Annotated in this window: 9 protein-coding genes and 2 pseudogenes; 3 read left to right on the forward strand and 8 right to left on the reverse strand. The window is 45.8% G+C overall.

Features of this window, described 5'->3' with window-relative positions:
• Window positions 1-31: 31 nt before the first annotated feature.
• The 7 genes and pseudogenes from C5469_RS18010 to C5469_RS18040 form a co-directional block, all read right to left on the reverse strand.
• On the reverse strand, window positions 32-877 hold the full coding sequence (locus C5469_RS18010; RefSeq protein WP_242689521.1) for a 2OG-Fe(II) oxygenase family protein: 846 nt from the start codon (window positions 875-877) through the stop codon (window positions 32-34).
• Window positions 878-1004: 127 nt separating this feature from the next.
• Window positions 1005-1892 carry a 2OG-Fe(II) oxygenase family protein gene (locus C5469_RS18015; protein ID WP_166309582.1) on the reverse strand — a complete coding sequence of 296 codons (888 nt, stop codon included), beginning with the start codon at window positions 1890-1892 and terminating at the stop codon, window positions 1005-1007.
• Window positions 1893-1934: 42 nt separating this feature from the next.
• Window positions 1935-3350: a cytochrome P450 gene (locus C5469_RS18020; protein WP_166309584.1), complete on the reverse strand. Its 1416-nt coding sequence runs from the start codon at window positions 3348-3350 to the stop codon at window positions 1935-1937.
• Between the two features lie 65 nt (window positions 3351-3415).
• Complete coding sequence (locus C5469_RS18025) at window positions 3416-4336, reverse strand: isopenicillin N synthase family oxygenase (protein WP_166309586.1); 921 nt, start codon at window positions 4334-4336, stop codon at window positions 3416-3418.
• Window positions 4326-5300: a 2OG-Fe(II) oxygenase family protein gene (locus tag C5469_RS18030; protein ID WP_166309588.1), complete on the reverse strand. Its 975-nt coding sequence runs from the start codon at window positions 5298-5300 to the stop codon at window positions 4326-4328. Before C5469_RS18030 ends, C5469_RS18025 begins: the two co-directional genes overlap by 11 nt.
• Window positions 5301-5302: 2 nt before the next feature.
• The gene (locus C5469_RS18035) at window positions 5303-6034 is read right to left on the reverse strand and encodes a tRNA-dependent cyclodipeptide synthase (protein ID WP_166309591.1); all 732 of its coding nucleotides are present in this window, start codon (window positions 6032-6034) and stop codon (window positions 5303-5305) included.
• A gap of 256 nt (window positions 6035-6290) precedes the next feature.
• Window positions 6291-6683: pseudogene (locus tag C5469_RS18040) on the reverse strand (IS30 family transposase); the annotation flags it as partial.
• Between the two features lie 1699 nt (window positions 6684-8382).
• Here C5469_RS18040 and C5469_RS18045 point away from each other — a divergent pair.
• From C5469_RS18045 to C5469_RS18055, 3 genes are all read left to right on the forward strand, one after another.
• Complete coding sequence (locus tag C5469_RS18045) at window positions 8383-23841, forward strand: non-ribosomal peptide synthetase (protein ID WP_422615867.1); 15459 nt, start codon at window positions 8383-8385, stop codon at window positions 23839-23841.
• 264 nt (window positions 23842-24105) lie between these two features.
• Window positions 24106-24357, forward strand: a complete 252-nt coding sequence (locus C5469_RS18050; RefSeq protein WP_166309595.1) for a type II toxin-antitoxin system Phd/YefM family antitoxin — start codon at window positions 24106-24108, stop codon at window positions 24355-24357.
• Entirely contained in the window at window positions 24354-24641 is a 288-nt protein-coding gene (locus tag C5469_RS18055; protein WP_166309597.1) for a type II toxin-antitoxin system RelE family toxin, read from the forward strand. Before C5469_RS18050 ends, C5469_RS18055 begins: the two co-directional genes overlap by 4 nt.
• Window positions 24642-24891: 250 nt before the next feature.
• On the opposite strand, the pseudogene C5469_RS23740 reads toward C5469_RS18055, so the two are convergent.
• Window positions 24892-25028: pseudogene (locus C5469_RS23740) on the reverse strand (RNA-guided endonuclease InsQ/TnpB family protein); the annotation flags it as partial.

Consider the following 25028-nt stretch of genomic DNA (forward strand, 5'->3'; position numbering starts at 1 on the left):
TAATGCCTCAGATTTATTGTGTGGAAAATATCTACAAAGCACCATCATTATCATCGTATGTCCGACTAACTTCCTGGACAGCAAATTCTTCGACAGATTGAACTCTGATTGGGCCTTGGGGGCCATATTTGTAGATATTACCGGCCAGATTGCTGTCTAAAAACATCGCATATGACATCCTATCGCGCTGTCCATTCCGTTCTGTACGAACAACACCATGTACATTGGCACGAACATTCATCATTAAATTTTCTGTCAGCACTTCTATCGAACTACCAAAGTTAATTATCAGGTAGTCTGGAACAGGATCGATAGCTAAAAGCTCATCATCTATATAGGCCAAAAGGCCCCGTTCAGTTGATCTTAGGACTGTCACCCATCCGGAATCCCGATGAAACTTCGAGCCTCGGGTTGCTTTATCTGATCGGAAGTGATTAAACGCTAACATTTGGTGCCCTTGACCTTCTGAAAGGCCACTTGTAACTAATTCCCAGTCACTACGCGGAATACCAACATGATTTAATACTGAGTGTAGTATACATATACCTACGTGTGCCATTTGGCGACCCAGTGTAGCTACCTCAGGTGGAATTAGATTCCAGTTTTTCTGCTCGATGTAGAAATTTTCCCATTGATCATATTTTCTGTCGAAATAACCTTCGTAACCGTTGGAAAAAGTGCATGATTTGAATCCCGTATAAGGAAGGAGGTGACCTGCTGTGGCGGGTTCAAAGAAGTGGTATGCAAATCGATCTCCGTATTCAAAATCCATATATGATGGAACTTTTAGGAGGAAAAAACCATGCTGAAGGGCTCGGTTAAAACCGTCTCTGTCAGCAAAAATAAGATTATCCCCTTCTAGATGGGATCGTGCCATGTTTACTGATTGATAAGTTTTTGTAACCGCTCTCTCGGATGGCATTGATGGTAGTTTCACCGGAGTTCGCATTGTTGATGATGTTTTCATAATCATGGCCCTTAGGTGTGCTGAAAGAACTTTTGTTTTATTTGTGAATATTCTCGACTTTCGGATGAAATTCGTAAGCCATTTCATCCGCTTTCCTCTTCTGAAAATCGAGAAATGATTCTATAGGTGTAAGAATGCCATTGTTATCATATTGATAGAGATCTTGATCCCATCTCGGTCCAATATAGGTGCCAAAAGTAAATCTATCTTCTTCGCTTGATTGTCGTGCTTTCATACCCCGAACACGATGGTAACTAGCGGTTACTGGTTGGGATGATTTGGACATCAGAATTTCGAATGAATGACCAATGACTACGGTGAAATGTCCATCCAGTGGATCAAAAGGAAGCCATTTGTCACCTTCTAGAGATTCCAAACCGGGCTCAGTGGTGTAAAGAGTGGTAATGAAGCCACTATCTTTATGAGCTGTCAGGCCAACAGGATACTGGATATGTGACCTAAAGTGGTTAAATATACAATATTGAAGCGCATTATTTTTATACATTCCACCTGTTATAGTATCGATATCATCGGGGTAGACTCCAGCCATAATGAATAATTCCGAAAGTGTTATTCGGCTAATATCATTAATAGCCCAGAGAAGGTTAGAGACTGTTTCTGGAAGATATTCATGCCAAAGTGTGCACTCTATTTGAAGCAGTTCATCTTGATCATTACCAGTCTGGGAATACCCGAGAAGTGATTTCCTAAGATCTTTTGTACGATATCCTCGATAATCGTCGGTTAATTCACCGTTAGGTTCTAGGTAGTAATTTTTCGCAAGTGTAATACCTGCATTGAAATTCAATCTATCTGGATGTTTCAAATAGAAAGCACCAAATTGGCATGCTTGATTAAAACCATCTTTATTAGAGAAGTGCAATTTATTATCGATAATTTCTGCTGGCGGTAGTATGTGAGTCATTTTTTACCTCTACACTATTTATGTTTAGTAATGGTAATTTCGTTATTCTCTTGGACTGATTTGAATAATTCCAGGAGATGTGGGGCGCGGCATTGAACTATGGGATGCGAGTGTCAAGTCGGTGCCAACTATTGAAACGCTGTAACCCCGGAATAACTCCACAAGTATCAATGCTTGTTCTCTGACAGAAAATAAACGCCCAGGGCATTTTCTGGGGCTTAGATTGGTATTCACCATATTAAAGGAATTAATTTCATGGCGACTTCTGGAAAGTATAGAGGTTGTTTTCTCGTTCTCTTCTTTCATTATGTGTTTGATGTTTCTGATATCGAATTGATCGGGATAAGGAAAAACATTAGCATCTCTATTTGCTCGACGACGATCCAACCAAAGCATTGTATTTGCGGGAATTGTTATATCAGCACCTTGGTGGTGAATGACAAACGGTCTTCTGACTCGTCTCCAAAGTGCAGTTGGGTTGCTACCACCTAGGCGTAATGCTTCCAGAACTAGTAGTGACGCTAGCTCTACTGGATTATCTTCGGTGTCGATTGAAACCTTCAGAAGATCTTGAGCAATTGGGTTATCTCCAAGATATGCTAAGGCCCAAAGAAGGCTTAAACTTGTGGTGTCGTAGGTAGCTATGATGATAGTGCCTATTTCTTTTAGCTCTGAGGTACTTAAAGAGCGGATCGATTCTAACGAAAAAGGACGTTTCCACTGAGTGAACTGAGCTCTCACCATATTAGATATAGGAGCTGTCGACAATGAAGCGAAATTCTCTTCAAGCATGTCTCTCGTCATATTAACTACAAGATCTGCGTCCTTGATAGAATCGGTATTGACTTTACTAATAACTTCGGATGCGATATCAAAAAAGTTTCGTGCGGCATATCCATATTTTTTTGATGATAAATAACATGTTAAAGGTTTTTCATTAAAATCAAGAATACCAGGAAGGCCACTATCTATATGAGCAACCATATATAGAGTAAAGTTGTCTAGCGGTAATTTTTTATCTTTTATTTGTATGAGGTAATCATTTGCTGCTGTTTGGATATGCATATCAAGACCAGATATGAATCTGACATTACCAAGAGCACGTTCGACAATAGCCCGTTTTTGGTGGTGAATTGGGTTTTCAGAGTGTAATGAACCCATAAAAGATCCGAATAAGTCAGCGTTCATATTGATAGATGGTTCAAGCTCATCATCATTTACCAATGGAATGTTAGTATTCTGGTAAAGAGCAAGATTATCTCCGAGCCAAAAGGTACATAATCCGCCATTTTCGTCAGCTAAGTCGGCTATACCTGATTTTTCAAAATAGGAGGAGGCATCTTCACCATTTTCAATCGTAGCAGTATGAAATGCATTTCCGTGTCCTGACAGAATATCAGTACCTGGATGATGTGCTATAAGGCCTGGAAATGGGGCTTGAGAAATTGGATTCAACATAATGTATCTCCATTTTTTTATTTTTAGGTTTGGAATATTGAGCTTACGTGTATTGTTTGTGGTGCTTATCCCTGGTTATTATTGTTTTCTGAGAGTGTATTAATTTGCTTCTTCGTTATGCCGAAATCTGAATAATTATCTTGCCAAGTCTGTTTATTAAAATTTTTAAGGAATTCTTCAACAGAGGTAATTGGGATTGCCTTCTGACCATCCTCGCTGATTTGGAAAATATCACAAGAAGCTGATGGGTTTATAAATGCAGCAAACGAATATCTGTCTTCAAGCTTGGGATTGAATTCGCATTGTTTTACCCTGTGTAAGACCGCATTAACTTTTATTGGTAGGTTTTTTGTAAGAAGTTCAAGTGTTCCCCCAAAATTGATAAGAAAATATCCTTCTATAGGCTCTATGGACATCCATTGATCGTTGATCAGCGCTTCAAGGCCAGGTTGCTCGCAGAATAAAACTGTAATGAATCCTGTATCTTTATGTGCCGGTGCCCCTGGCTTTTGTCGATTTGGGCGATAATGGTTGACTGCAAACCATTTGATTCCCCCACCTTTAGTTGCTGAGTCTGTTACTTTATTCCATAGCTGAGGAGCAACACCGATATCAGATAGAATCTCCTGTAATACTATTCTGGCGAGATCATGCATTTTTCCGCACATAGAATTAACATCAGTCGGGAATGTAGATTTGCGTTGAAGCTCATCAGCAAGAATGTGCTCTGTTTGAAAATGCTCACGATCAAAATAAATGTTAGATCTGTATCGAAAGCCTCGGTAACCTATTGAGGGCTTAGAAGGGGTTATAGGATCAAGATAAAATTCCCGAGCCAGTTTCTTACCTGGAGCCAAATCGAATCCATCTGGAATCTGTAAAGCTAAACAGCCATCACGTAGTGCAGTCACCATATTACCTGAGCTGAAAACAATACGATTTTCATCAATTCTGGCTTTGCTTGGTACAAAAACACTAAGAGTCATTGTTTAATCCTCTTGGTTGTAGTGTCCCTAAATAGATTTCTTCATCGTTGGCATTTATCAAATCCCGGGAATTGCACACTTGATGTAATCCTTTTTGAGAAGAATAACTGTAAATGCCTGCTTCGGCACCAGGTTCACAGAAACTGGATGTGAAGTGACCAAAGCTTGAACGGTCAATTGTCTGATGCTTTACACGATGCATGATGGCTCTAATGGGTTTAGCAGAATCCCGGGTAAGAACTTCCATTGAAAGGCCAAAGTTGATAATAAAATATGCCGGGTCAGGGTTAACTGCTTCCCACTGATTGTTGCGGTTGATTTCAAGACCTAGAGATGTTGAGCGTAGAATCGTCATGAAACCATCGTCTTTATGAGATGCTAAACCTATTCCTTCAAGCTGTGGTCGATAATGGTTAAATGTAAGATGATACGAACCGAGAGAATCTGAGCAACCACCTGTTGCAATAGACCAATCAATTTCTGGAATATTAGTTAACTTTAAAATAGAACGAAGAACGATATGCCCGAGTGTTGTAAGCTCTTCACCTGCCTGTTCGATTTCTGGTGGGTAATTTCCTTTCCAAAAGCGATGTTCTAGAAGGAATTGCTCGATCTGATTAGTTCGTGTATGAAATCCAAGGAGTGGATCTCCGAATCTTTCGGCAGTAATTGTTCTAAATTCCCCATAAGGTATGATATTATCCCCTTTATAAAAATTCCTAGAGAACATGTCACAAGCAGAAAGTTGAAACGAAAATGGTATTTTTAAAAAAAATATACCATCGTTCAACGCTTGATCCTGCTGACTGCTCGATTCGAAAATAAGAGAATTATTCTCAACATACGCTTTTTGTAGTTTTGCGATAATTTTAACTGGCCTATTATCAACACGTTTATTATACACATCTTGGTAGATAGCCCTTCGTTTAAGACTCCAGGGTTTCAAATCGCTTGAATTAGTCATATCTATCGCCTTTTGAGATTAATAGAGACTACTGTAAGAGCCTCAAGTTCTGGAAGAAAGCCAGGAAACTTCCCATCAGTTATTTCAGCCAAAGAACTGAATGCTCCTGGATAGATCATGACGGAGTTTCCATTTTTTACTAAGCATGCAAATACTGCGAATTCCTCAAGGAAATATTCAGATGATTGTTTTATTCTATATAATTTCTCAGCTTCATTGAGAGTATCCCATTTATGTCGATGAAATTTTTTACCAAACTCTTCTACTGAAAAACGAAATTTTTTGGAGGATTCGAAATATTCAGTTATTATCTTCTTAAATAATTTATAATCGGATGTTTTTTGGGTTTTTGCACAAGTTATATATTCAAACTTTGTGGCATGACTGAATGTATCTAGTATATTTTGATTTTCTTTCATAAAATTCTGACCTATTTGTATAGCACGAGATAAAGCTTCTTCTTGAGAAAAGCCTTGCATCGTTTCAAGAGTAATTCTATGGATACTGTCACCGATTAAGATTTTACATGTGGAAAATCTTCGGGAAGCCCATTTTACCAAGGCATGAAACCTGTTAGGTTGGAAGTTACGGTTTTCTAAACTGACCCCCAAAAAACATTCTGTTTCTGATTCGAAGGTATTTCTTCGACTTTGGGGTGAGACGAAAGCAATTTTCGCTCGATATTGATCATTTCTTAGAAAAGGGATGACATTGTAGTTATCTATTATAGTCATAAATAGTAACCTCGTTATATATATTTTACATAATTAACGTTTTTATCTATGCAATTAATATATGGCATGAAAAGAATTAAAATGCAAATGATAACAATAAAAAATACGATATATTTCATTGGTGGGAAAATATTATCATAAAAATCTTAAAAATCATTTTGTTATGTTTTGTTGCTTTTTTTATTAGTTGGAAAATATGATTATTTATATTGTTATAATTTATAAGTCTTGAATTCACATAATAAGTGCAACATTGTTAATCCGGAAGTAAACATGTTCGTATTCCTTTAAATAATTCATTCGGTGTTTTCCCTCCCCGTGTTTTTCGGGGACGATGATTTAATCGGTTTACCACAAAATTTATTTCCTGATCAGAGGCTTCATTAAAATAAGTTCCTTTTGGAAAATATTGTCTGATTAGTCTATTGATATTCTCATTTATCCCTCTTTCCCAAGGCGAGTAAGGGTGAGCAAAATAAATTTGGGTTTCTAATTTTTTACTCATGATTGCATGCTCTGAGAACTCCAAACCGTTATCGAATGTGATGGTTTTAACCCTTTGTTTCAACAGGTATAATACTTTCACTACCGCTTTTGCGACTTCTGATGCCCGCTTGCTATTAAGTTTAACAATTATGGTATATACCGAATGAACTTCAAGATGCTTGAGTCGTCAGACGTAAAAACATTTAAATTCAACAACATAGTCGTTTTTCAAACATGCACTTTGAAGTATCTTGAGTATATACCCAATAGATTTCAAGTTGCAGCGCGACGGCAAGGGAGCGAATCCCCGGGAGCATAGATAACTCTGTGACCGGGGCAGGGCGGGATTCTACTTTGTATAAAAATCAATCGTCACACTGATATTGATAATTTCGCATATTCAATATGATTTTATTGATAGGTTTTGATATCTCTTTTGTGTGTTTATTGAGCATGTGAAGAGTTATTTTTACCCATAATAAACATATTAAAAATGTGAGATCCGGCCCTGGTGACCGGGGTGAGCGAGTGCAGCCAACAAAATAGCTGTTTTCACACATTTCCCAGAGACCCATTATCAAAGCCGCTCCGATTCTTATTATTCTTGTGTGTAATACCACCTACGAGTTAATTGGCGATCAATAATAAAATAGATTTAACTTAAAAATATACAAAAACACTCGAATTTATGAATATTAGACTAATTTTATTGTATTTAATATTTATACCCAAAAGATTTCAAGCCGCAGCGCGGCGGCAAGTAAACGCAGCCAATAAAGCAGCGATTTTAAAGATGAAGGGTATATACACTTTTGGGGACCGTGGCTTAATAACAGTGAACAACAGCATTATTGAGAATAAATTTGGAATAAATAGCGATATTAATTTTACGGATCAAGTAATGATTGGATAAACCATGTCAAACTAATTTGACTTTAAGCTGAAATTAGCATCATTCATTTTGCTGTTATATAGAATTTAAAGATACATTTGAATAAGTAATTAATTATGTGATTTTATTTCCTAATAATAATAAACAAATAATTTATTTTTAATTTAAAACTATTTATTTATGGTATTAAAAATAACTGACATATGTATTGGTTGTATTATTTTTTTATTACGAAAAAATATATATAAAAATTAGTTTTAATCTGAAATTATTTCATCTCGGTGTTAAATATAATTAGCGTTTACATTAGTTGTATAATTTGATTATTATAAAATAATATGTAATGAAGCTGGTTTATATTTTTGCATGTTAAGATATACCTCAATATGCTATTAACTTGATGATAAATATGGTTTTTTGTTGGGATGGAGGGTGGCTGATTTGCAGATGGTTATCAAAGTAAACCCATTGTTAATTAAAAGTCAGGAGAGTGAATTCATCTTTCTAGTATCTGGTTTTTCCTGAAATAATTTACATCAGATATTAATATCAAATGGACAAAATACAGCAAGGATTTAGCTCTCATGTCAGTAGATATATCCAATAGATCCATTTTTATTTTAGTTATGGAATTCAGCGTCAGCCAATAAAATTGTCGCAAATCAAAGACGCTTATCTAAAAAACAGGAACAAAAATGGAATATCTTTTTCCGGTTCTCGTTCATCAGATGAACTATTTATTCCGTTATTAGGAAAATTATCGTTGCATAATTGTTAATTATGCGGCTATTAACCGGAATATGACATCCAGCGCCTGAGAGAAAATATTGCCTGAGCATCCTTCGATGTTTGGTTTGCTCGTTGTTATTTCTCTTAAAAGTAAAAGAAAAACATTTGTGATGGTTGCTGGGAATAACAGTTTTCAAATATTTAACAGATTTGTTGAGGTAGTAAGTAAATGAAAGAGAGTATCGCTAAAAAGGGAAGTTCCCTTGAAGCTGAACGCACGTTGTTGCTGGAAACCTGGAACGCGACTGAAACACCGTATCCTAACCAGTTGTGCCTTCATCAGTTGTTTGAACAACAGGCAGCGAAAACCCCGGCAGCTACGGCACTGATAGCGGGACAGCAGATCCTCAGTTACGCGGAACTGAATGCTGGTGCTAATCGGTTAGCACATCAACTGATTGAACAGGGGATTCATCCGGATGACCATGTTGCAATTTTGTTAGAACGATCCATTGATCTGGTGGTGGCCCAGTTGGCTATCCTTAAGGCTGGTGCTGTTTACATGCCTATAGACCCCAGCGTACCGGACGAACGAAAAAATTGGCTGATAAGCGATTGCTCGGCCAAGTTGTTGCTTACCGATATGCAGTTTGATATTCCGGCTGACCTTGCTGTTCCACTATTTCGTCTCTCCGATAAGACAAACGCAGACAAGAAGGGAGATTATCTCAATCCTGACTTACCGAGTTCCAGTACCCAAGCTGCGTATATCATGTACACCTCCGGTTCGACTGGCATGCCAAAAGGCGTGGTAGTGCCTCATCGGGCCGTTGTCCGACTGGTCATTAATAATGGCTATGCTGAAATTAGGCCGGATGATCGGATTGCTTTTGCTGCTAACCCCGCTTTCGATGCCAGTACGTTTGAAGTTTGGGCACCGTTGCTTAATGGTGCTGCGCTGGTGGTTATCGACCACCTCACCTTACTGACCCCACCAGATTTAGTGCAAGTATTACAACAACATCACATTACTATCCTGTGGCTGAGTGTTGGGTTGTTTAACCGGCTGGCAATAGAACTGGCCCCGGTGTTGCCTCAGCTTAAAATTCTGTTAGTCGGGGGAGATGTCCTTGATCCGCATATCATTGCTCAGGTGCTGCGTAATAGTCCGCCACAACAATTCTTGAATGCCTATGGTCCGACTGAAGGCACTACCTTTACCACGACATATCGTATTGAATCGTTCCCTTTGAGAACCAGCAACATTTCCATTGGTCAACCAATCGCTAATACGCGGGTTTATCTGTTGGACACTGATGGTCAGCCAGTACCGCTGGGGATGGTCGGTGAAATTTATGTTGGCGGAGACGGGGTTGCCTGCGGTTATCTCAATCGACCTGAATTGACGGCGGAACGTTTCCTGATAGATCCATTTAGTGATTCACCGGGTGCGAGAATGTACCGCACCGGGGATTTGGCTCGTTATCTGCCGGACGGCAATCTGGAATTCCTTGGGCGTAACGATCAACAGGTTAAAATCCGCGGCTTCCGGATTGAACCGGGGGAAATTGAGGATCGGTTGGTAGAATATCCTACGGTACGTGAAGCGGTTGTGCTGGCGCTGGGTGATGGTCAGGACAAACATCTGGTTGCCTATGTGTTGGCGCAAGCGGAGGACGGATTGGCCGCCCACTTGCGTGACCACCTAAGTGTCCGGTTGCCTGATTACATGGTACCGGTTGCTTTTGTGCGTTTGGATGAATTCCCGTTAACCCCAAATGGCAAATTGGATCGCCGGGCGTTGCCAGCACCGGGAGAGGAAGCCTTTGCCCGTCAAGTTTATGCCGCGCCACAAGGGGAGATGGAAACTGTACTAGCAACTCTCTGGCGTGAATTACTGGGGATTGAGCAGATTAGCCGCCATGACAGTTTCTTTGCACTGGGCGGCCACTCACTGCTAGGTGTGCGAATGATTGAACGTTTGCGTCAGCTTGGGTTGACGCTGGCGGCACGTGACCTGTTCCAGTCGCCGGTTCTGTTGGAACTTGCTCAAACATTGGGACAGCATCAGTCTGTGGTGTTGCCGCCGAATGTCATTACGCCGACGACTACGACGCTGACACCAGAGATGTTACCGCTGATTGATCTGACTCAGCCTGACATTGACCACATCGTCGGACAAGTGCCGGGCGGGATTGCTAATATTCAGGATATCTATGCATTGTCGCCATTGCAGGACGGTATCCTGTTCCACCATCTGTTGGCAAATGAAGGCGACCCTTATCTGTTGGTCTATCCGATGACCTTTGCTGATCGGACTCTACTGGATCGTTATCTGGTAGCGGTTCAACAGGTGGTTAACCGTCATGATATTCTGCGGACTGCTTTCATCTGGCAAGGATTATCCGTTCCGGCTCAGGTGGTTTGGCGTCAAGCACAGTTATCAGTGACCGAATTGGTGTTGGACCCAACTGACGGCTCGGTCAGTGAGCAATTGGCTCAACGTTTTGACCCACGACAACACCGTCTTGACCTGAGTCAAGCTCCGCTGTTGCGTTTTATTGTCGCTCGGGAAACTGATGGCCGTTGGGTAGCCCTGCAATTGCAGCATCACCTCATTGGTGATCATACAACGATGGAAGTGATGAACCGGGAAGTTCAGGCGTACTTTGCTGATCAGGGGGATAGTCTGCTTGATCCAGTCCCTTTTCGTAATTTGGTAGCTCAGGCTCGACTGGGAGGAAGTCAGGAAGAGTATTCTCGTTTCTTTACTGACATGTTGGCGGAGGTGGATGAGCCGACACTACCGTTTGGACTAACCGAAGTGCATCGTGATGGTTCGCAGGTGACACAATCGCATCAGCCGCTATCACCGATACTGAATGATCGCTTGCGTGGTCAGGCTCGGCGTCTTGGTGTCAGTCTGGCGGCCTTATGCCATCTGGCTTGGGCGCAGGTCCTGTCGCGTACCAGTGGTCAGGATAAAGTCGTCTTTGGTACCGTGCTGTTTGGCCGCATGGCAGCGGGGGAAGGGGCTGACAGTGGCATGGGGCTGTTTATCAATACCCTGCCGTTGCGGCTGGATATGGATGATACCCCGGTGCAAGAGAGTGTCAAAGTGGCACATACCCGGCTGGCCGGATTGCTGGATCATGAGTTCGCCTCATTGGCGCTGGCCCAGCGTTGCAGTGGTGTGCAGAGTGGAACACCACTTTTTAGTGCCCTGCTAAACTACCGGCATAATGAACAGCCGATAACCCCGCATGAAATCATGAACGGAATTGAATTCCTTGGGGAACAGGAGCGCACCAACTACCCGTTTGTGTTGTCGGTAGAGGACGGTGGCTCTACTTTGGGGCTGACCGCTCAGGTGGTGCAACCGTTTGATCCAGCACGGATATGCGGTTATATGCAACAGGCGCTGGAAAGTCTGGCTGATACGCTTGAACAGGCGCCGGAAACCCCAGTTCGGACACTGAACGTCTTGCCTGAAACTGAACGCATATTATTGCTGAATACCTGGAACGCCACTGAAATCGCTTATCCTAAGCAGTTATGCCTTCATCAATTGTTTGAACAACAGGCAGCGAAAACCCCGGATGCCACAGCACTGATAGCCGGAGATCAAACCTTCAGCTATGCGGAATTGAACACCCGTGCTAACCGACTGGCCCATCAACTGATCGAACAGGGGATACACCCGGATAACCACATTGCAATCCTGTTAGAGCGCTCGGTTGAACTGATAGTGGCACAATTGGCTATTCTCAAGGTTGGTGCTGTTTACGTGCCGATAGATCTCAACGTGCCGGATGATCGGAAAAATGGGTTGATTAGTGACTGCTCAGCGAAGTTGTTGATCACGGGTGGGCAGGTAACTATCCCAACTGACCTGGCTATTCCTGTGCTGCGTTTCACGGGTGAGACCAATACCATCAGGGAAAAAGAGGGCATCAATCCTGACTTACCTCGTTCCAGTACCGGATCAGCGTATATCATGTATACCTCCGGCTCGACCGGCACACCAAAAGGAGTGATAGTGTCTCATCGGGCGGTAGTCCGGCTGGTCATTAATAATGGGTATGTTGAAATCGGACAGGATGATCGGGTGGTCTTCGCTGCTAACCCCGCGTTTGATGCCAGCACCTTCGAAGTCTGGAGCCCTTTGCTCAATGGTGGAACATTAGTGGTTATCGATCATGCCACGCTGTTGACGCCGAAGGCGTTTGTACAGGCGTTACAGGATTATCGAATCACTATTCTGTGGCTGAGTGTCGGGCTGTTTAATCGGCTGGCCGCGGATTTGTCGCCGGTTCTTCCTCAGATCAAGAGCCTGATTGTCGGCGGAGATGTGCTCGATCCGTCGGTGATCAACCAGATTCTGCGCAATAATCCGCCACAACAGTTACTGAATGGCTATGGACCGACAGAAGGCACGACCTTTACCACGACATACCGTATCACTGCGTTAGCGCCGGGAGCAACGAAGATCCCGATTGGTCGCCCGATTGCCAACACGCGAGTTTATCTGTTGGATGCGGACAATCACCCGGTGCCGTTGGGGGTGATCGGTGAGATTTATGTGGGCGGAGAAGGGGTAGCCAGCGGTTATCTTAATCGCCCGGATTTGACTGCCGAGCGTTTCCTTGCTGATCCGTTTAGTGATGAGGCAGAGGCGCGGATGTACAAGACCGGGGATTTGGCGCGCTACCTGCCGGATGGTAATCTGGAATTTCTGGGTCGTAACGATCAACAGGTTAAAATCCGGGGTTTCCGGGTGGAGCCGGGAGAAATCGAAACCCGGTTGATGGAATATCCTGCGGTGCGTGAGGCAGCGGTGCTGGCACGGGGTGACGGGCAAGACAAACGTCTGGTTGCTTATGTGGCGGCGGAGCCGGATGAAGGATTATCTAATAGCTTGCGTACTCATTTGAGGACTATTTTACCGGATTATATGATACCGGTGGCTTTCGTGCGTCTGGATACGCTTCCGTTAACGCCTAACGGTAAACTGAACCGACAGGCATTACCGAGGTTGGGTGAAGAAGCGTTTGCCCGTCAGGTTTACGAAGCGCCACAAGGGGAAATGGAGATTGCCCTGGCGGCTATCTGGCGTGAATTGCTGGGGATTGACCCGATAAGCCGGCATGATAATTTCTTTGCACTGGGCGGCCATTCATTGCTGGCGGTGCGGGTAATGAACCGGGTGTCGACTTTAGGTATTGAACTGTCGCTGACCACCTTATTTGAATCCCCCTCGTTGACGGCTTTTGCTCAGGTGATGAATACCCGGCTTGGTGAACAAAGCAGGATACTCCCGGCTATCATGCCGATATCCCGTGAGGGTGAGTTGCCTCTGTCATTCGCCCAACAACGTCTATGGTTCCTGGCGCAGCTTGAGGGGGTGAGTGATACCTATCATATTCCTGTGGCACTGCGTTTGAGTGGTCAGCTTGATATTGGAGCTTGGCAGCGGGCGCTTGATACGCTGTTTACCCGCCATGAAGCATTACGTTCCGTATTCGTTTCCGTTGACGGTCAACCTCAGGTTGAACTGTTGCCGGCTGAGTCGGGTTTACTAATGAAAAAATACGATCTGCGTAAAGCCCCGGACGTGGACGAACAGCTTAAGCATGTATGCACACATGAAGCTGAGGCTCCGTTTGATCTCGTTCAAGGGCCATTAATCCGCTCTGCTTTGATACAACGGGCTGATGATGATTATGTATTTTTACTGACCCAGCATCACATTGTTTCAGACGGCTGGTCTGTTAATGTGCTGATACGTGAACTGAACGCGCTTTACACTGCTTTTCTGGTAGGACAACGTGATCCGTTACCTCCATTGGTGCTCCAGTATCCTGATTATGCTGCATGGCAGCGTCAATGGCTGTCGGCTGAGCGGGTACAAGTTCAATCTGACTATTGGCGTATTGCGCTGGCTGATGCACCGGTCCTGTTGGATTTGCCTACTGACCGACCACGCCCGCCTCAACAGTCATTTGTCGGTAACGTCTTGCCTATCAATCTGGGTGCAGAATTAACAACATCGCTTAAGCGCCTGAGTGAACAGCAAGGGGGCACGTTATTCATGACTCTGTTGTTAGCTTGGGCCACGGTCTTGTCACGTCTGTCCGGTCAGGAAGATCTGATAATAGGTACTCCGAGCGCGGGTCGCAGCCGTCAGGAGGTGGAATCCCTGATCGGTTTCTTTGTCAATACGCTGGCCTTGCGTATCGATTTATCGGGCGCTCCGAATGTGGCGGAATTGCTGGCGCGTGTGCGGAAAATCGCGCTGGCGGCGCAGGATCATCAGGATCTGCCTTTCGAGCAAGTTGTTGAAATCGTACAACCACCACGCAGACCAGAACATACTCCGCTGTTCCAGGTGATGTTTGCCTGGCAGGACGGTGAAACAGAAGAATGGCAATTACCAGGATTGGAAGTGGCACCAATCGGACAGGGATATGATATCGCTAAATTCGATTTGCAACTGGAATTGATGGAGAAGGATGGAGAGGTTGTTGGGACGTTAAATTATTCTTCTGCCTTGTTCGACCTGGAAACGATTGAAAGGCAGGTTGGCTATTTGCAGGCCATGTTGCGAGCAATGGTGAACAATCCTCAACAACCTGTCACAGTTGTCGATATCTTGTCACCCAATGAGCGGACATTATTGTTGGAAAGCTGGAATGCGACCGAAGAGTCATATCCTGAGCAGTTGTGTGTTCACCAATTATTTGAACAACAGGCAGAGAAGGCCCCAGATGCCATAGCAGTGAAGTATGAAAACCAGACGCTGAGCTATGCGGAACTTAATACCCGTGCTAATCGGCTGGCTCATCAGCTTATTGTACTCGGAGTGAAACCGGATCATCGGGTAGCGATTTGTGCGGCACGTTCACTCGCCCGGGTGGTCGGGTTGCTGGCTGTATTGAAAGCGGGTGGCGCTTATGTGCCGTTGGACCCAGCTTATCCGGGCGAACGTCTGTCACATATTTTGGCTGATGCTGCGCCGGCTATTTTGCTGGCAGACAACGCTGGATGTACAGCGTTGGGTGAAGAGATGCTTTCGGGGCTGACTGTACTTGATCCAAATTTGCTGTCTGACCAGCCGGACTGTAACCCGCAGGTACCGGCATTGACCTCCCATCATCTGGCGTATGTGATTTACACCTCTGGTTCTACCGGCACGCCAAAAGGGGTAATGGTTGAACATCAAGGGTTGGTCAATCTTATCCAGGATAAAATTGACCAGTTTGATATTCGCAGTTATAGCAGAATGTTGCAGTTCGCCTCATTTGGCTTTGATGCCAGTGTCTGGGAGGTCATGATGACGCTGTGTGGTGGTGCCAGCCTGATTATTCCTGATGATACTGTTCGTCAGGACCCGCATAGTCTCTGGTGTTACCTAGAAGATCAGGCGGTGACACACGCTTGCCTGACCCCGGCTTTGCTCCGGGATGGCGCTGATTTACCGGTGATGACCATAAAACCGACGTTGATACTGGGTGGTGAAGCGCCCAGTGCGGCGCTGCTTCAAGCACTATGTGGTCGGGCAATAGTGTTCAATGCCTATGGTCCGACAGAGATAACGGTTTGCGCCACAGTTTGGCGTTGCCCTTTAAACTATCTAGATGAGACTATTCCTATTGGGCGTCCGACAGCCAATATGCGTGTTTATTTATTGGATGACCACAATCAGCTAGTGCCATTAGGGGCAGTAGGTGAGTTATATATTGGGGGTGTGGGTGTTGCGCGGGGTTATCTCAATCGTCCTGAATTGACTGATGAACATTTCCTGACTGATCCGTTCAGTCATAAAGCGGGTGCACGGATGTACCGAACCGGGGATTTGGCCCGTTACTTGCCGGATGGCAATTTAGTGTTTGTTGGCCGTAATGACCAGCAGGTTAAAATCCGTGGCTTCCGCATTGAACCGGGAGAAATTGAGGTCCGATTGACCGAATATCCAGCGGTGAGTGAAGCTCTGGTATTAGCATTGGGTGATGGGCAGGATAAGCGCTTGATTGCCTATGTAGTGGCAGACGCAGATGACGGACTGGCTAACAAACTGCGTGAACATCTGAGTGCAATTTTGCCTGATTATATGGTGCCTGCGGCTTTTGTGCGTTTGGATACTTTCCCGCTGACTCCGAATGGCAAATTGGATCGTCGGGCGCTGCCAGTGCCTGATCAGAACGCCTTTGCTCGTCAGATTTACCAGGCGCCGCAAGGAGAAATTGAAACGGCATTGGCGACTATTTGGAGTGAATTACTGGAAGTTAAACAGATCAGCCGGCACGACAGCTTCTTTGCCTTGGGGGGGCATTCGCTCCTTGCTGTCAAGATGATTGAACGTTTGCGGCGGATTGGACTGGGTGTATCGGTTCAAGCACTATTCCAGCATCCGACATTGAGTGTGCTGGCTCAGTCATTGTCTCAGAGTCATGAGATTAGAGTGCCTGATAACCGCATTACACCGGATACACCTGTACTGACACCGGAGATGTTGCCGCTGATTGATCTGACTCAGCCTGAAATTGATCGCATTGTTGATCAAATACCGGGTGGGATAACCAATATTCAGGATATCTATGCGCTGTCACCGTTGCAGGATGGCATCTTGTTCCACCATTTGCTGGCAAACGAGGGCGATCCTTATCTGCTAATCACCCAACAAGCTTTTGCAGATCGGCATTTGTTGGACCGTTATCTGGCAGCCGTTCAGCAGGTAGTTGACCGCCATGATATCCTGCGCACGGCCTTTGTTTGGCAAGGATTGTCTGTTCCGGCTCAGGTGGTTTGCCGCCAGATACCTTTATCTGTGACTGAACTGATACTTGATCCGGCTGATGGTCTTATTAGTGACCAATTGTCCCAACGTTTTGACTCGTGTCGGTATCGTATCGACTTGAGTCAGGCACCGTTGTTGCGCTTTGTCGTCACACAGGAACCCGATGGCCGCTGGATTCTACTACAATTGCTGCATCATTTGATTGGCGATCACACCACGCTGGAAGTGATGAACAGCGAAGTACAGGCATATCTTACCGGGCAGGTAGACAGTCTGTCGGCTCCGGTCCCTTTCCGTAATTTGGTGGCTCAGGCCCAGTTGGGCGTCAGTCAGGAAGAGCATACTCGTTTCTTTACCGGCATGTTGGCTGAAGTGGATGAACCAACGCTACCATTTGGTCTGGCGGAAGTACACCATGATGGCTCCCAAGTGGTGGAGTCGCATCGGATGCTGACAGCTGGGCTGAATAATCGCTTACGTAGTCAGGCCCGGCGTTTAGGCGTCAGTATGGCAGCTCTGTGTCACCTGGCTTGGGCACAGGTGTTGTCGCGTACCAGTGGACAGGCGCAAGTGGTGTTCGGCACTGTATTGTTTGGACGTATGCAAGCAGGTGAAGGTTCTGATAGCGGTATGGGATTGTTTATCAATACCTTACCGTTGCGGCTGGATATGGATGATACCCCGGTGCAGGAGAGTGTCAGAGTGGCACATACCCGGCTGGCCGGATTGCTGGAGTATGAGCACGCGTCTTTGGCGTTGGCTCAGCGTTGCAGTGGTGTAGCCAGCGGTATACCGCTTTTCAATGCGCTGTTGAACTACCGGCATAATGAACAGCCAATAACCCCGCATGAAATCATGAGCGGGATTGAATTCCTTGGTGCTAAAGAGCGTACTAACTATCCGTTTGTATTGTCGGTGGAGGATGGAGGTTCCGATCTAGGGATAACGGCTCAGGTAGTACAGCCGTTTGATCCAGCACGGATATGCGGTTATATGCAACAGGCACTGGAAAGTCTGGCTGATATGCTTGAACAGGCGCCGGAAACCCCAGTACGGACACTGAACGTCTTGCCCGAAACTGAACGTACTTTATTGCTGAATACCTGGAACGCCACTGAAATCGCTTATCCTAAGCAGTTATGCCTTCATCAATTGTTTGAACAACAGGCAGCGAAAACCCCGGATGCCACAGCACTGATAGCCGGAGATCAAACCTTCAGCTATGCGGAATTGAACACCCGTGCTAACCGACTGGCCCATCAACTGATCGAACAGGGGATACACCCGGATAACCACATTGCAATCCTGTTAGAGCGCTCGGTTGAACTGATAGTGGCACAATTGGCTATTCTCAAGGTTGGTGCTGTTTACGTGCCGATAGATCTCAACGTGCCGGATGATCGGAAAAATGGGTTGATTAGTGACTGCTCAGCGAAGTTGTTGATCACGGGTGGGCAGGTAACTATCCCAACTGACCTGGCTATTCCTGTGCTGCGTTTCACGGGTGAGACCAATACCATCGGGGAAAAAGAGGACATCAATCCTGACTTACTTCGTTCCAGTACCGGATCAGCGTATATCATGTATACCTCCGGCTCGACCGGCACACCAAAAGGGGTGATAGTGTCTCATCGGGCAGTAGTCCGGCTGGTCATTAATAATGGGTATGTTGAAATCGGACAGGATGATCGGGTGGTCTTCGCCGCTAACCCCGCGTTTGATGCCAGCACCTTCGAAGTCTGGAGCCCCTTGCTTAATGGCGGAACGTTAGTGGTTATTGATCATGCCACGCTGTTGACGCCGAAGGCGTTTGTACAGGCGTTACAGGATTACCGAATCACTATTCTGTGGCTGAGTGTCGGGCTGTTTAATCGGCTGGCTGCGGATTTGTCGCCGGTTCTTCCTCAGATCAAGAGCCTGATTGTCGGCGGAGATGTGCTCGATCCGTCGGTGATCAACCAGATTCTGCGCAATAATCCGCCACAACAGTTACTGAATGGCTATGGACCGACAGAAGGCACGACCTTTACCACGACATACCGTATCACTGCGTTAGCACCGGGAGCAACGAAGATCCCGATTGGCCGTCCTATCGCCAACACGCGAGTTTATCTGTTGGATGCGGACAATCACCCGGTGCCGTTGGGGGTGATCGGTGAGATTTATGTGGGCGGAGAAGGGGTAGCCAGCGGTTATCTTAATCGCCCGGATTTGACTGCCGAGCGTTTCCTTGCTGATCCGTTTAGTGATGAGGCAGATGCGCGGATGTACAAGACCGGGGATTTGGCGCGCTACCTGCCGGATGGTAATCTGGAATTTCTGGGTCGTAACGATCAACAGGTTAAAATCCGGGGTTTCCGGGTGGAGCCGGGAGAAATCGAAGCTTGGTTGATGGAATATCCTGCGGTGCGTGAGGCGGCGGTGCTGGCACAGGATGACGGGCAAGACAAACGTCTGGTTGCTTATGTGGCGGCGGAGCCGGACGAGGGATTATCAAATAGCTTGCGTACTCACCTGAGTTCAATCTTGCCTGATTATATGGTGCCAGCCGCTTTTGTACGCTTGGATTCATTCCCACTGACGCCTAATGGCAAGCTGAACCGTCAGGCATTACCGGGGTTGGGTGAAGAAGCGTTTGCCCGTCAGGTTTACGAAGCGCCACAAGGGGAAATGGAGATTGCCCTGGCGGCTATCTGGCGTGAATTGCTGGGGATTGACCCGATAAGCCGGCATGATAATTTCTTTGCACTGGGCGGTCATTCACTGTTGGCGGTGCGGGTGATGAACCGGGTAGCGGCTTTAGGCGTTGAACTGCCGCTCGTAGCCTTGTTTATGTCACCGTCACTTTCTGCTTTTGCAGAGAAGATCTGTGCACAATGTAATGAAAATAGTCACAGATTGCCTGAAATTACTCCGGTATCTCGTGGTAGAGCTCTGCCATTGTCGTTTAGTCAGCAGCATCTGTGGTTCCTTGCCCAGTTGGAGGGGGTGAGTGATACCTACCATATTCCTGTCATACAGCGTTTGCGTGGTCAGCTTGATATTGGTGCTTGGCAGCGGGCGCTTGATGGTCTGTTTGCCCGTCACGAGGCTTTACGTTCTGTCTTTGTGACGGTTGAGGGTCAACCCCAGGTCGAATTGTTACCGGCTAAATCCGGTGTACCCATGAAAAAATATGATTTGAGAGGCGCCACTGATGCCGATGAGCAGCTCAAGCGTTTGTGTCTGGAAGAGTCTGGGGCATCGTTTGATCTTGCCCACGGCCCCTTAATTCGTTCCAGTTTGATACAACTGGCAGATGGGGATTACGTATTTCTGTTGACCTTGCATCATATTATTTTCGATGGCTGGTCCTTAGGGATACTGAAATCAGAACTAAGTGCCCTCTATGCGGCTTTTTTGGCAGGGGAACCTGATCCGTTGCCTCCGTTGACGATTCAGTACCCTGATTATGCTGCGTGGCAACTTCAGTGGCTTTCCATTGAATGCTTACAATCTCAATCCGACTGTTGGCGTACTATGTTGACGGGTACGCCGGTACTACTTGATTTGCCAACCGATCGACCACGCCCCCCTCGGCAGTCGTTTACTGGGAGAATATGGTCTATCAATCTGGATGCAGAATTAACACAATCCCTCAAACGTCTGAGTGAACAGCAGGGCACGACGTTATTCATGACTATTCTATCCGCGTGGGCCACGGTCCTGTCGCGCTTGTCAGGCCAAAATGATCTGGTTATCGGTACACCCAGTGCCGGTCGTGGTCGTCAGGAGATTGAATCTCTGGTGGGCTTCTTTGTCAATGTGTTGGCTTTACGCATTGATTTATCGGGAGAGCCAGATGTGTCTGAGCTGCTAGCGCGCGTGCGGCAAACCACGCTAACGGCACAGGACAATCAGGATCTGCCGTTTGAACAGGTGCTGGAAATTGTGCAACCGCCGCGCAGACTGGCCCATACGCCGTTATTCCAGGTGATGTTTGCCTGGCAGAATAATGAGAATACGGAATGGAAACTACCGGAACTGGAAGTGTTATCTACCGAGCAAGTTTTTTATATGGTCAAGTTTGATCTTGAACTGAACTTGTTTGAAGAAGATGGCGGGATTGTGGGATATCTGGGCTATGCAACGGCATTGTTTGATCAACAGACCATAGAGCGATACGTGGCGTATTTACAAACGGTACTGAAAGCTATGGTCGCTGACCCAAAACAGCCTGTCAGGGATATTGATATTTTGGCACCTGCGGAGCGCACATTGTTGTTGAAAAGTTGGAACGCCCCTAAAACTGTGTATCCTGAGAAATTATGTATTCATCAACTGTTTGAACAGCAAACGGAGAAAAAACCGGATACGACGGCGCTGGTGTATGAAGAACAAACCCTCAGCTATACGCAATTGAATGTTTGTGCTAACCGACTGGCTCACCAATTGATTGCTCTGGGGATAACACCGGAGCAACGGGTGGCGATTTGTGTAACCCGTTCACCGGCAATGGTGGTAGGGTTGCTGGCAGTACTGAAAGCTGGCGGAGCTTATGTACCATTAGATCCCACTTATCCGGGGGATCGTCTGGCTTATATGTTGGATGAAGCTGCCCCGTCAGTAGTACTGGCGGATGAGACTGGACGTGCGGCACTGGGTGAACAAGCGCTGACAAAATTCACTGTACTTGATCCGAATATCTTGCCTGATCAGCCGGACAACAACCCGCAAATACCTGCGCTAACCTCGCGGCATCTGGCGTATGTGATTTACACCTCCGGTTCTACCGGCACACCGAAAGGAGTGATGATTGAGCATCAAGGGTTAGTTAACCTTATTCGGGATAAAATCACCCAGTTTGATATTCGCGCGGATAGTCGGATGTTACAGTTTGCCTCATTTGGTTTCGATGCCAGCGTCTTGGAAATCATGATGGCGCTGTGTGGTGGTGCCACTCTGGACATTCCAGCCGATACAGTTCGTCAGGACCCACTTCGTTTCTGGCATTATCTGGAACAACAGACGGTGACGCATGCTTGCCTGACACCGGCGCTACTTCGGGATGGTGCCGATTTACCGGAGATAGCAATAAAACCGACATTGATATTAGGTGGTGAAGCACCGGGTACGGCTCTGCTTCAGGCGCTGCGTGGGCGGGCAACAGTGTTCAATGCCTATGGTCCGACAGAAATCACTGTGTGCGCCACTACCTGGCGTTGTCCGCCTGATTATACGGAGACATTAATCCCTATTGGCCGCCCAACGGCCAACACCTATGTTTATCTGCTGGACGCTTATGGCCAGCCAGTACCATTGGGGGCAGTAGGAGAATTGTATCTCGGTGGTATCGGAGTCGCGCGTGGCTATCTCAATCGCTCTGGCTTGACTACTGAGCATTTCTTAGTTGATCCATTTAATGATACACCGGATGCCCGCATGTACCGAACCGGGGATTTGGCCCGTTATCTGCCGGATGGCAATTTAGTGTTTGTTGGCCGTAACGACCAGCAGATTAAAATTCGCGGTTTCCGGATTGAACCCGGTGAAATCGAAGCCCGGTTGACTGAATATCCTGCGGTGCGTGAGGCTATCGTTTTGGCTCAGGGGGATGGGCAGGACAAACGGCTGGTTGCCTATGTGGCGGCGGAAGCGGATAACGGACTGGCTACCCATTTACATAGTCACCTGAGAGCATTGTTGCCTGACTATATGGTGCCGGCAGCTTTTGTACGTCTGGATGCATTCCCGCTGACACCTAACGGCAAGCTGGATCGCCGGGCGTTACCAGTGCCTGATCAAAATGCTTTTGCCCGTCAGATCTATGAAGCACCGCGAGGCGAAGTTGAGATCGTGCTGGCAGCTGTCTGGAGCCAATTACTGGGAGTTAAGCAGATAGGCCGATATGACAATTTCTTTGCGCTAGGTGGACACTCGCTGCTTGCCATGCGGATGATAAATCTTGCTGCGGAGCGTGGTTTGATTTGCTCATTGAATAATCTGTTCCAATTCCCTGTGTTGGCTGAATTGGTAGCAGAAATCACATCAGAATCGCTATCTCCATCGAAAAGAAGTGCGATACCTGTGCGACCTGACGGAATTGAGCTGCCGCTATTCTTTGTTCCTAGCGGCATGGATGATTATTCCTATGTCTTTGGATTGGCTCAGCATATCCAGTCGGATTACCCGATTTATGCGTTACCTTGGCCGTCTGTCAATGAAGAACAAGCATCGACTATTGAGGCACTGGCTACCAGAATGATCACCTTTATGAAGGCAGTTCAACAGCAAGGTCCGTATCGGATATATGGTTACTCTTCTGGTGGTGTATTGGCTTACGCTATTGCCCAGCAACTTCTGAATGCCGGTGAAACGGTTAATTTCTTAGGCTTGATTGATACACCTGCTCCTCACAGCTTCAAGGCTCGGGTTGTGCAGCCGAAACTTCAGTTCCTTGCGGAGTTGGCAAGGCAGTCAGTGGATAAACATCCTCAAGAGATTGAAGTGTTGCACCAGAAAATAGATGAACTGGACTTGGTGCAATTTATTGCAGCAGCGCAGGAGCTAGAATTATATCCGTCAAATCTGCCTTCTGACTTAATTGCAAAACGGTGGGAACAGATGGGAAATTATGTACAACTAGTCAAAGATTATGAACCACAAGCATTAGCGATAAAGCTACATCAATTCTATGCAATGGAGTCTTATCCGCAGATACCTTTCGTTACCGATGTCGCACTACAGTCTTTAAATATGGCACCGTCGTTAGGTTGGGAGCAGATAGTGCCTGATTCTTCACTACAACTCACATCTGTACCGGGGGACCATTTTAGTTTGATGGAAAATAGTGAAAATAAAACTATTTTGGCTAAGACCTTAAGCAGGGCGTTGGCAATGAATTGTGAGGCAGAAGCGCTGTAATGCTGTAATGTCAGTAACATTGCAGGAGCAGAGCGCAATATTGATTGTCATCCGCTGATGATAAAGTTGTTCGGTTAAAGATTCTTATCGCAGCCGAACACGTTATTCTGAATAAACAGCACCGAATATTGATGACTTCGGTGCTGATTTTGGGGCATCACTCCCTGGTCATTAAAAAGACCTGTTAAGTGGTCTTTTTTGTTGTTTTTTTCAACAAAAAGGGCTAATGTAAAACCTATTAACAAGTCTTTTTGGAGTATTTCTATGGCTAACATAATTTTATCAGATACTAGCGCAAGCATTAGTGAACTTAAAAAGAACCCGATGGCGACTGTTAACGCTGGGGCTGGATACCCTGTTGCGATCCTAAATCGTAACCAGCCAGCGTTTTATTGCATTCCGGCTGAACTTTATGAACAGATACTTGATGCTTTGGACGATCAAGAACTCATTCGACTCGTCAATGAGCGTAGAGGACAGGTATTGGTCGATGTAGATTTGGATCATTATCTATGACTTATAACGTGAAATTCAGGGAAGATGCATTTAAGGAATGGAATAGGCTTGATAAATCAATTCAGCAACAATTTGCTAAAAAGTTAAAGAAGTGTTGTGTGGAGCCTCATATTCCATCAGCTAAACTTCGCGGCATGCCGAATTGCTATAAAATAAAATTACGCGCTGCTGGTTTTCGCTTGGTTTATGAAGTCATGGATGATGTGTTGATTATTGCTGTTGTTGCAGTGGGTAAACGCGAACGGAATGACGCATATGAACTGGCAAGTAAAAGACTAAGATAGCCTTATGTTATTGCTTTAATTTGGTTGGGGAATATTGATTCCCTTATTCAGTCAGATTCAAGGTTACTTAATCACTCTTTGAGATAAGTCTCCCTGCGTTCTAGTAGCGAACTTGACTGAATAAAGGATCGTGGATTGGCAGTAATGAAATATTGCATTACTTTTCTAGTGTATCTACCTATCTATATGAGAGCAGACTTTGACATCCTCCCCCACCTTCGCACTTCGTGACTCAGGAGGGGGATTCCCGTTAGTGGGTAACGACTGATTGCTCAGTGTCTGGTTCCTGCTTCGACAGGCGGCCTGACTGCACCCTCCCTCCACAGGCAAGCACGGCATGTCCTGCCGCTAAAATGTTACGAGCGCCGTTGACATCTGCGTTCGCGG

This window comes from Photorhabdus cinerea (genome assembly GCF_011189575.1).
GTDB lineage: Bacteria > Pseudomonadota > Gammaproteobacteria > Enterobacterales > Enterobacteriaceae > Photorhabdus > Photorhabdus cinerea.

Excerpts from the sequence above, each read along its gene's own strand:
- C5469_RS18010 (WP_242689521.1), bottom strand. The coding sequence starts at position 877 with ATGGCACGATCCCATCTAGAAGGGGATAATCTTATTTTTGCTGACAGA.
- C5469_RS18015 (WP_166309582.1), bottom strand. The coding sequence starts at position 1,892 with ATGACTCACATACTACCGCCAGCAGAAATTATCGATAATAAATTGCAC.
- C5469_RS18020 (WP_166309584.1), bottom strand. The coding sequence starts at position 3,350 with ATGTTGAATCCAATTTCTCAAGCCCCATTTCCAGGCCTTATAGCACAT.
- C5469_RS18025 (WP_166309586.1), bottom strand. The coding sequence starts at position 4,336 with ATGACTCTTAGTGTTTTTGTACCAAGCAAAGCCAGAATTGATGAAAAT.
- C5469_RS18030 (WP_166309588.1), bottom strand. The coding sequence starts at position 5,300 with ATGACTAATTCAAGCGATTTGAAACCCTGGAGTCTTAAACGAAGGGCT.
- C5469_RS18035 (WP_166309591.1), bottom strand. The coding sequence starts at position 6,034 with ATGACTATAATAGATAACTACAATGTCATCCCTTTTCTAAGAAATGAT.
- C5469_RS18050 (WP_166309595.1), top strand. The coding sequence starts at position 24,106 with ATGGCTAACATAATTTTATCAGATACTAGCGCAAGCATTAGTGAACTT.
- C5469_RS18055 (WP_166309597.1), top strand. The coding sequence starts at position 24,354 with ATGACTTATAACGTGAAATTCAGGGAAGATGCATTTAAGGAATGGAAT.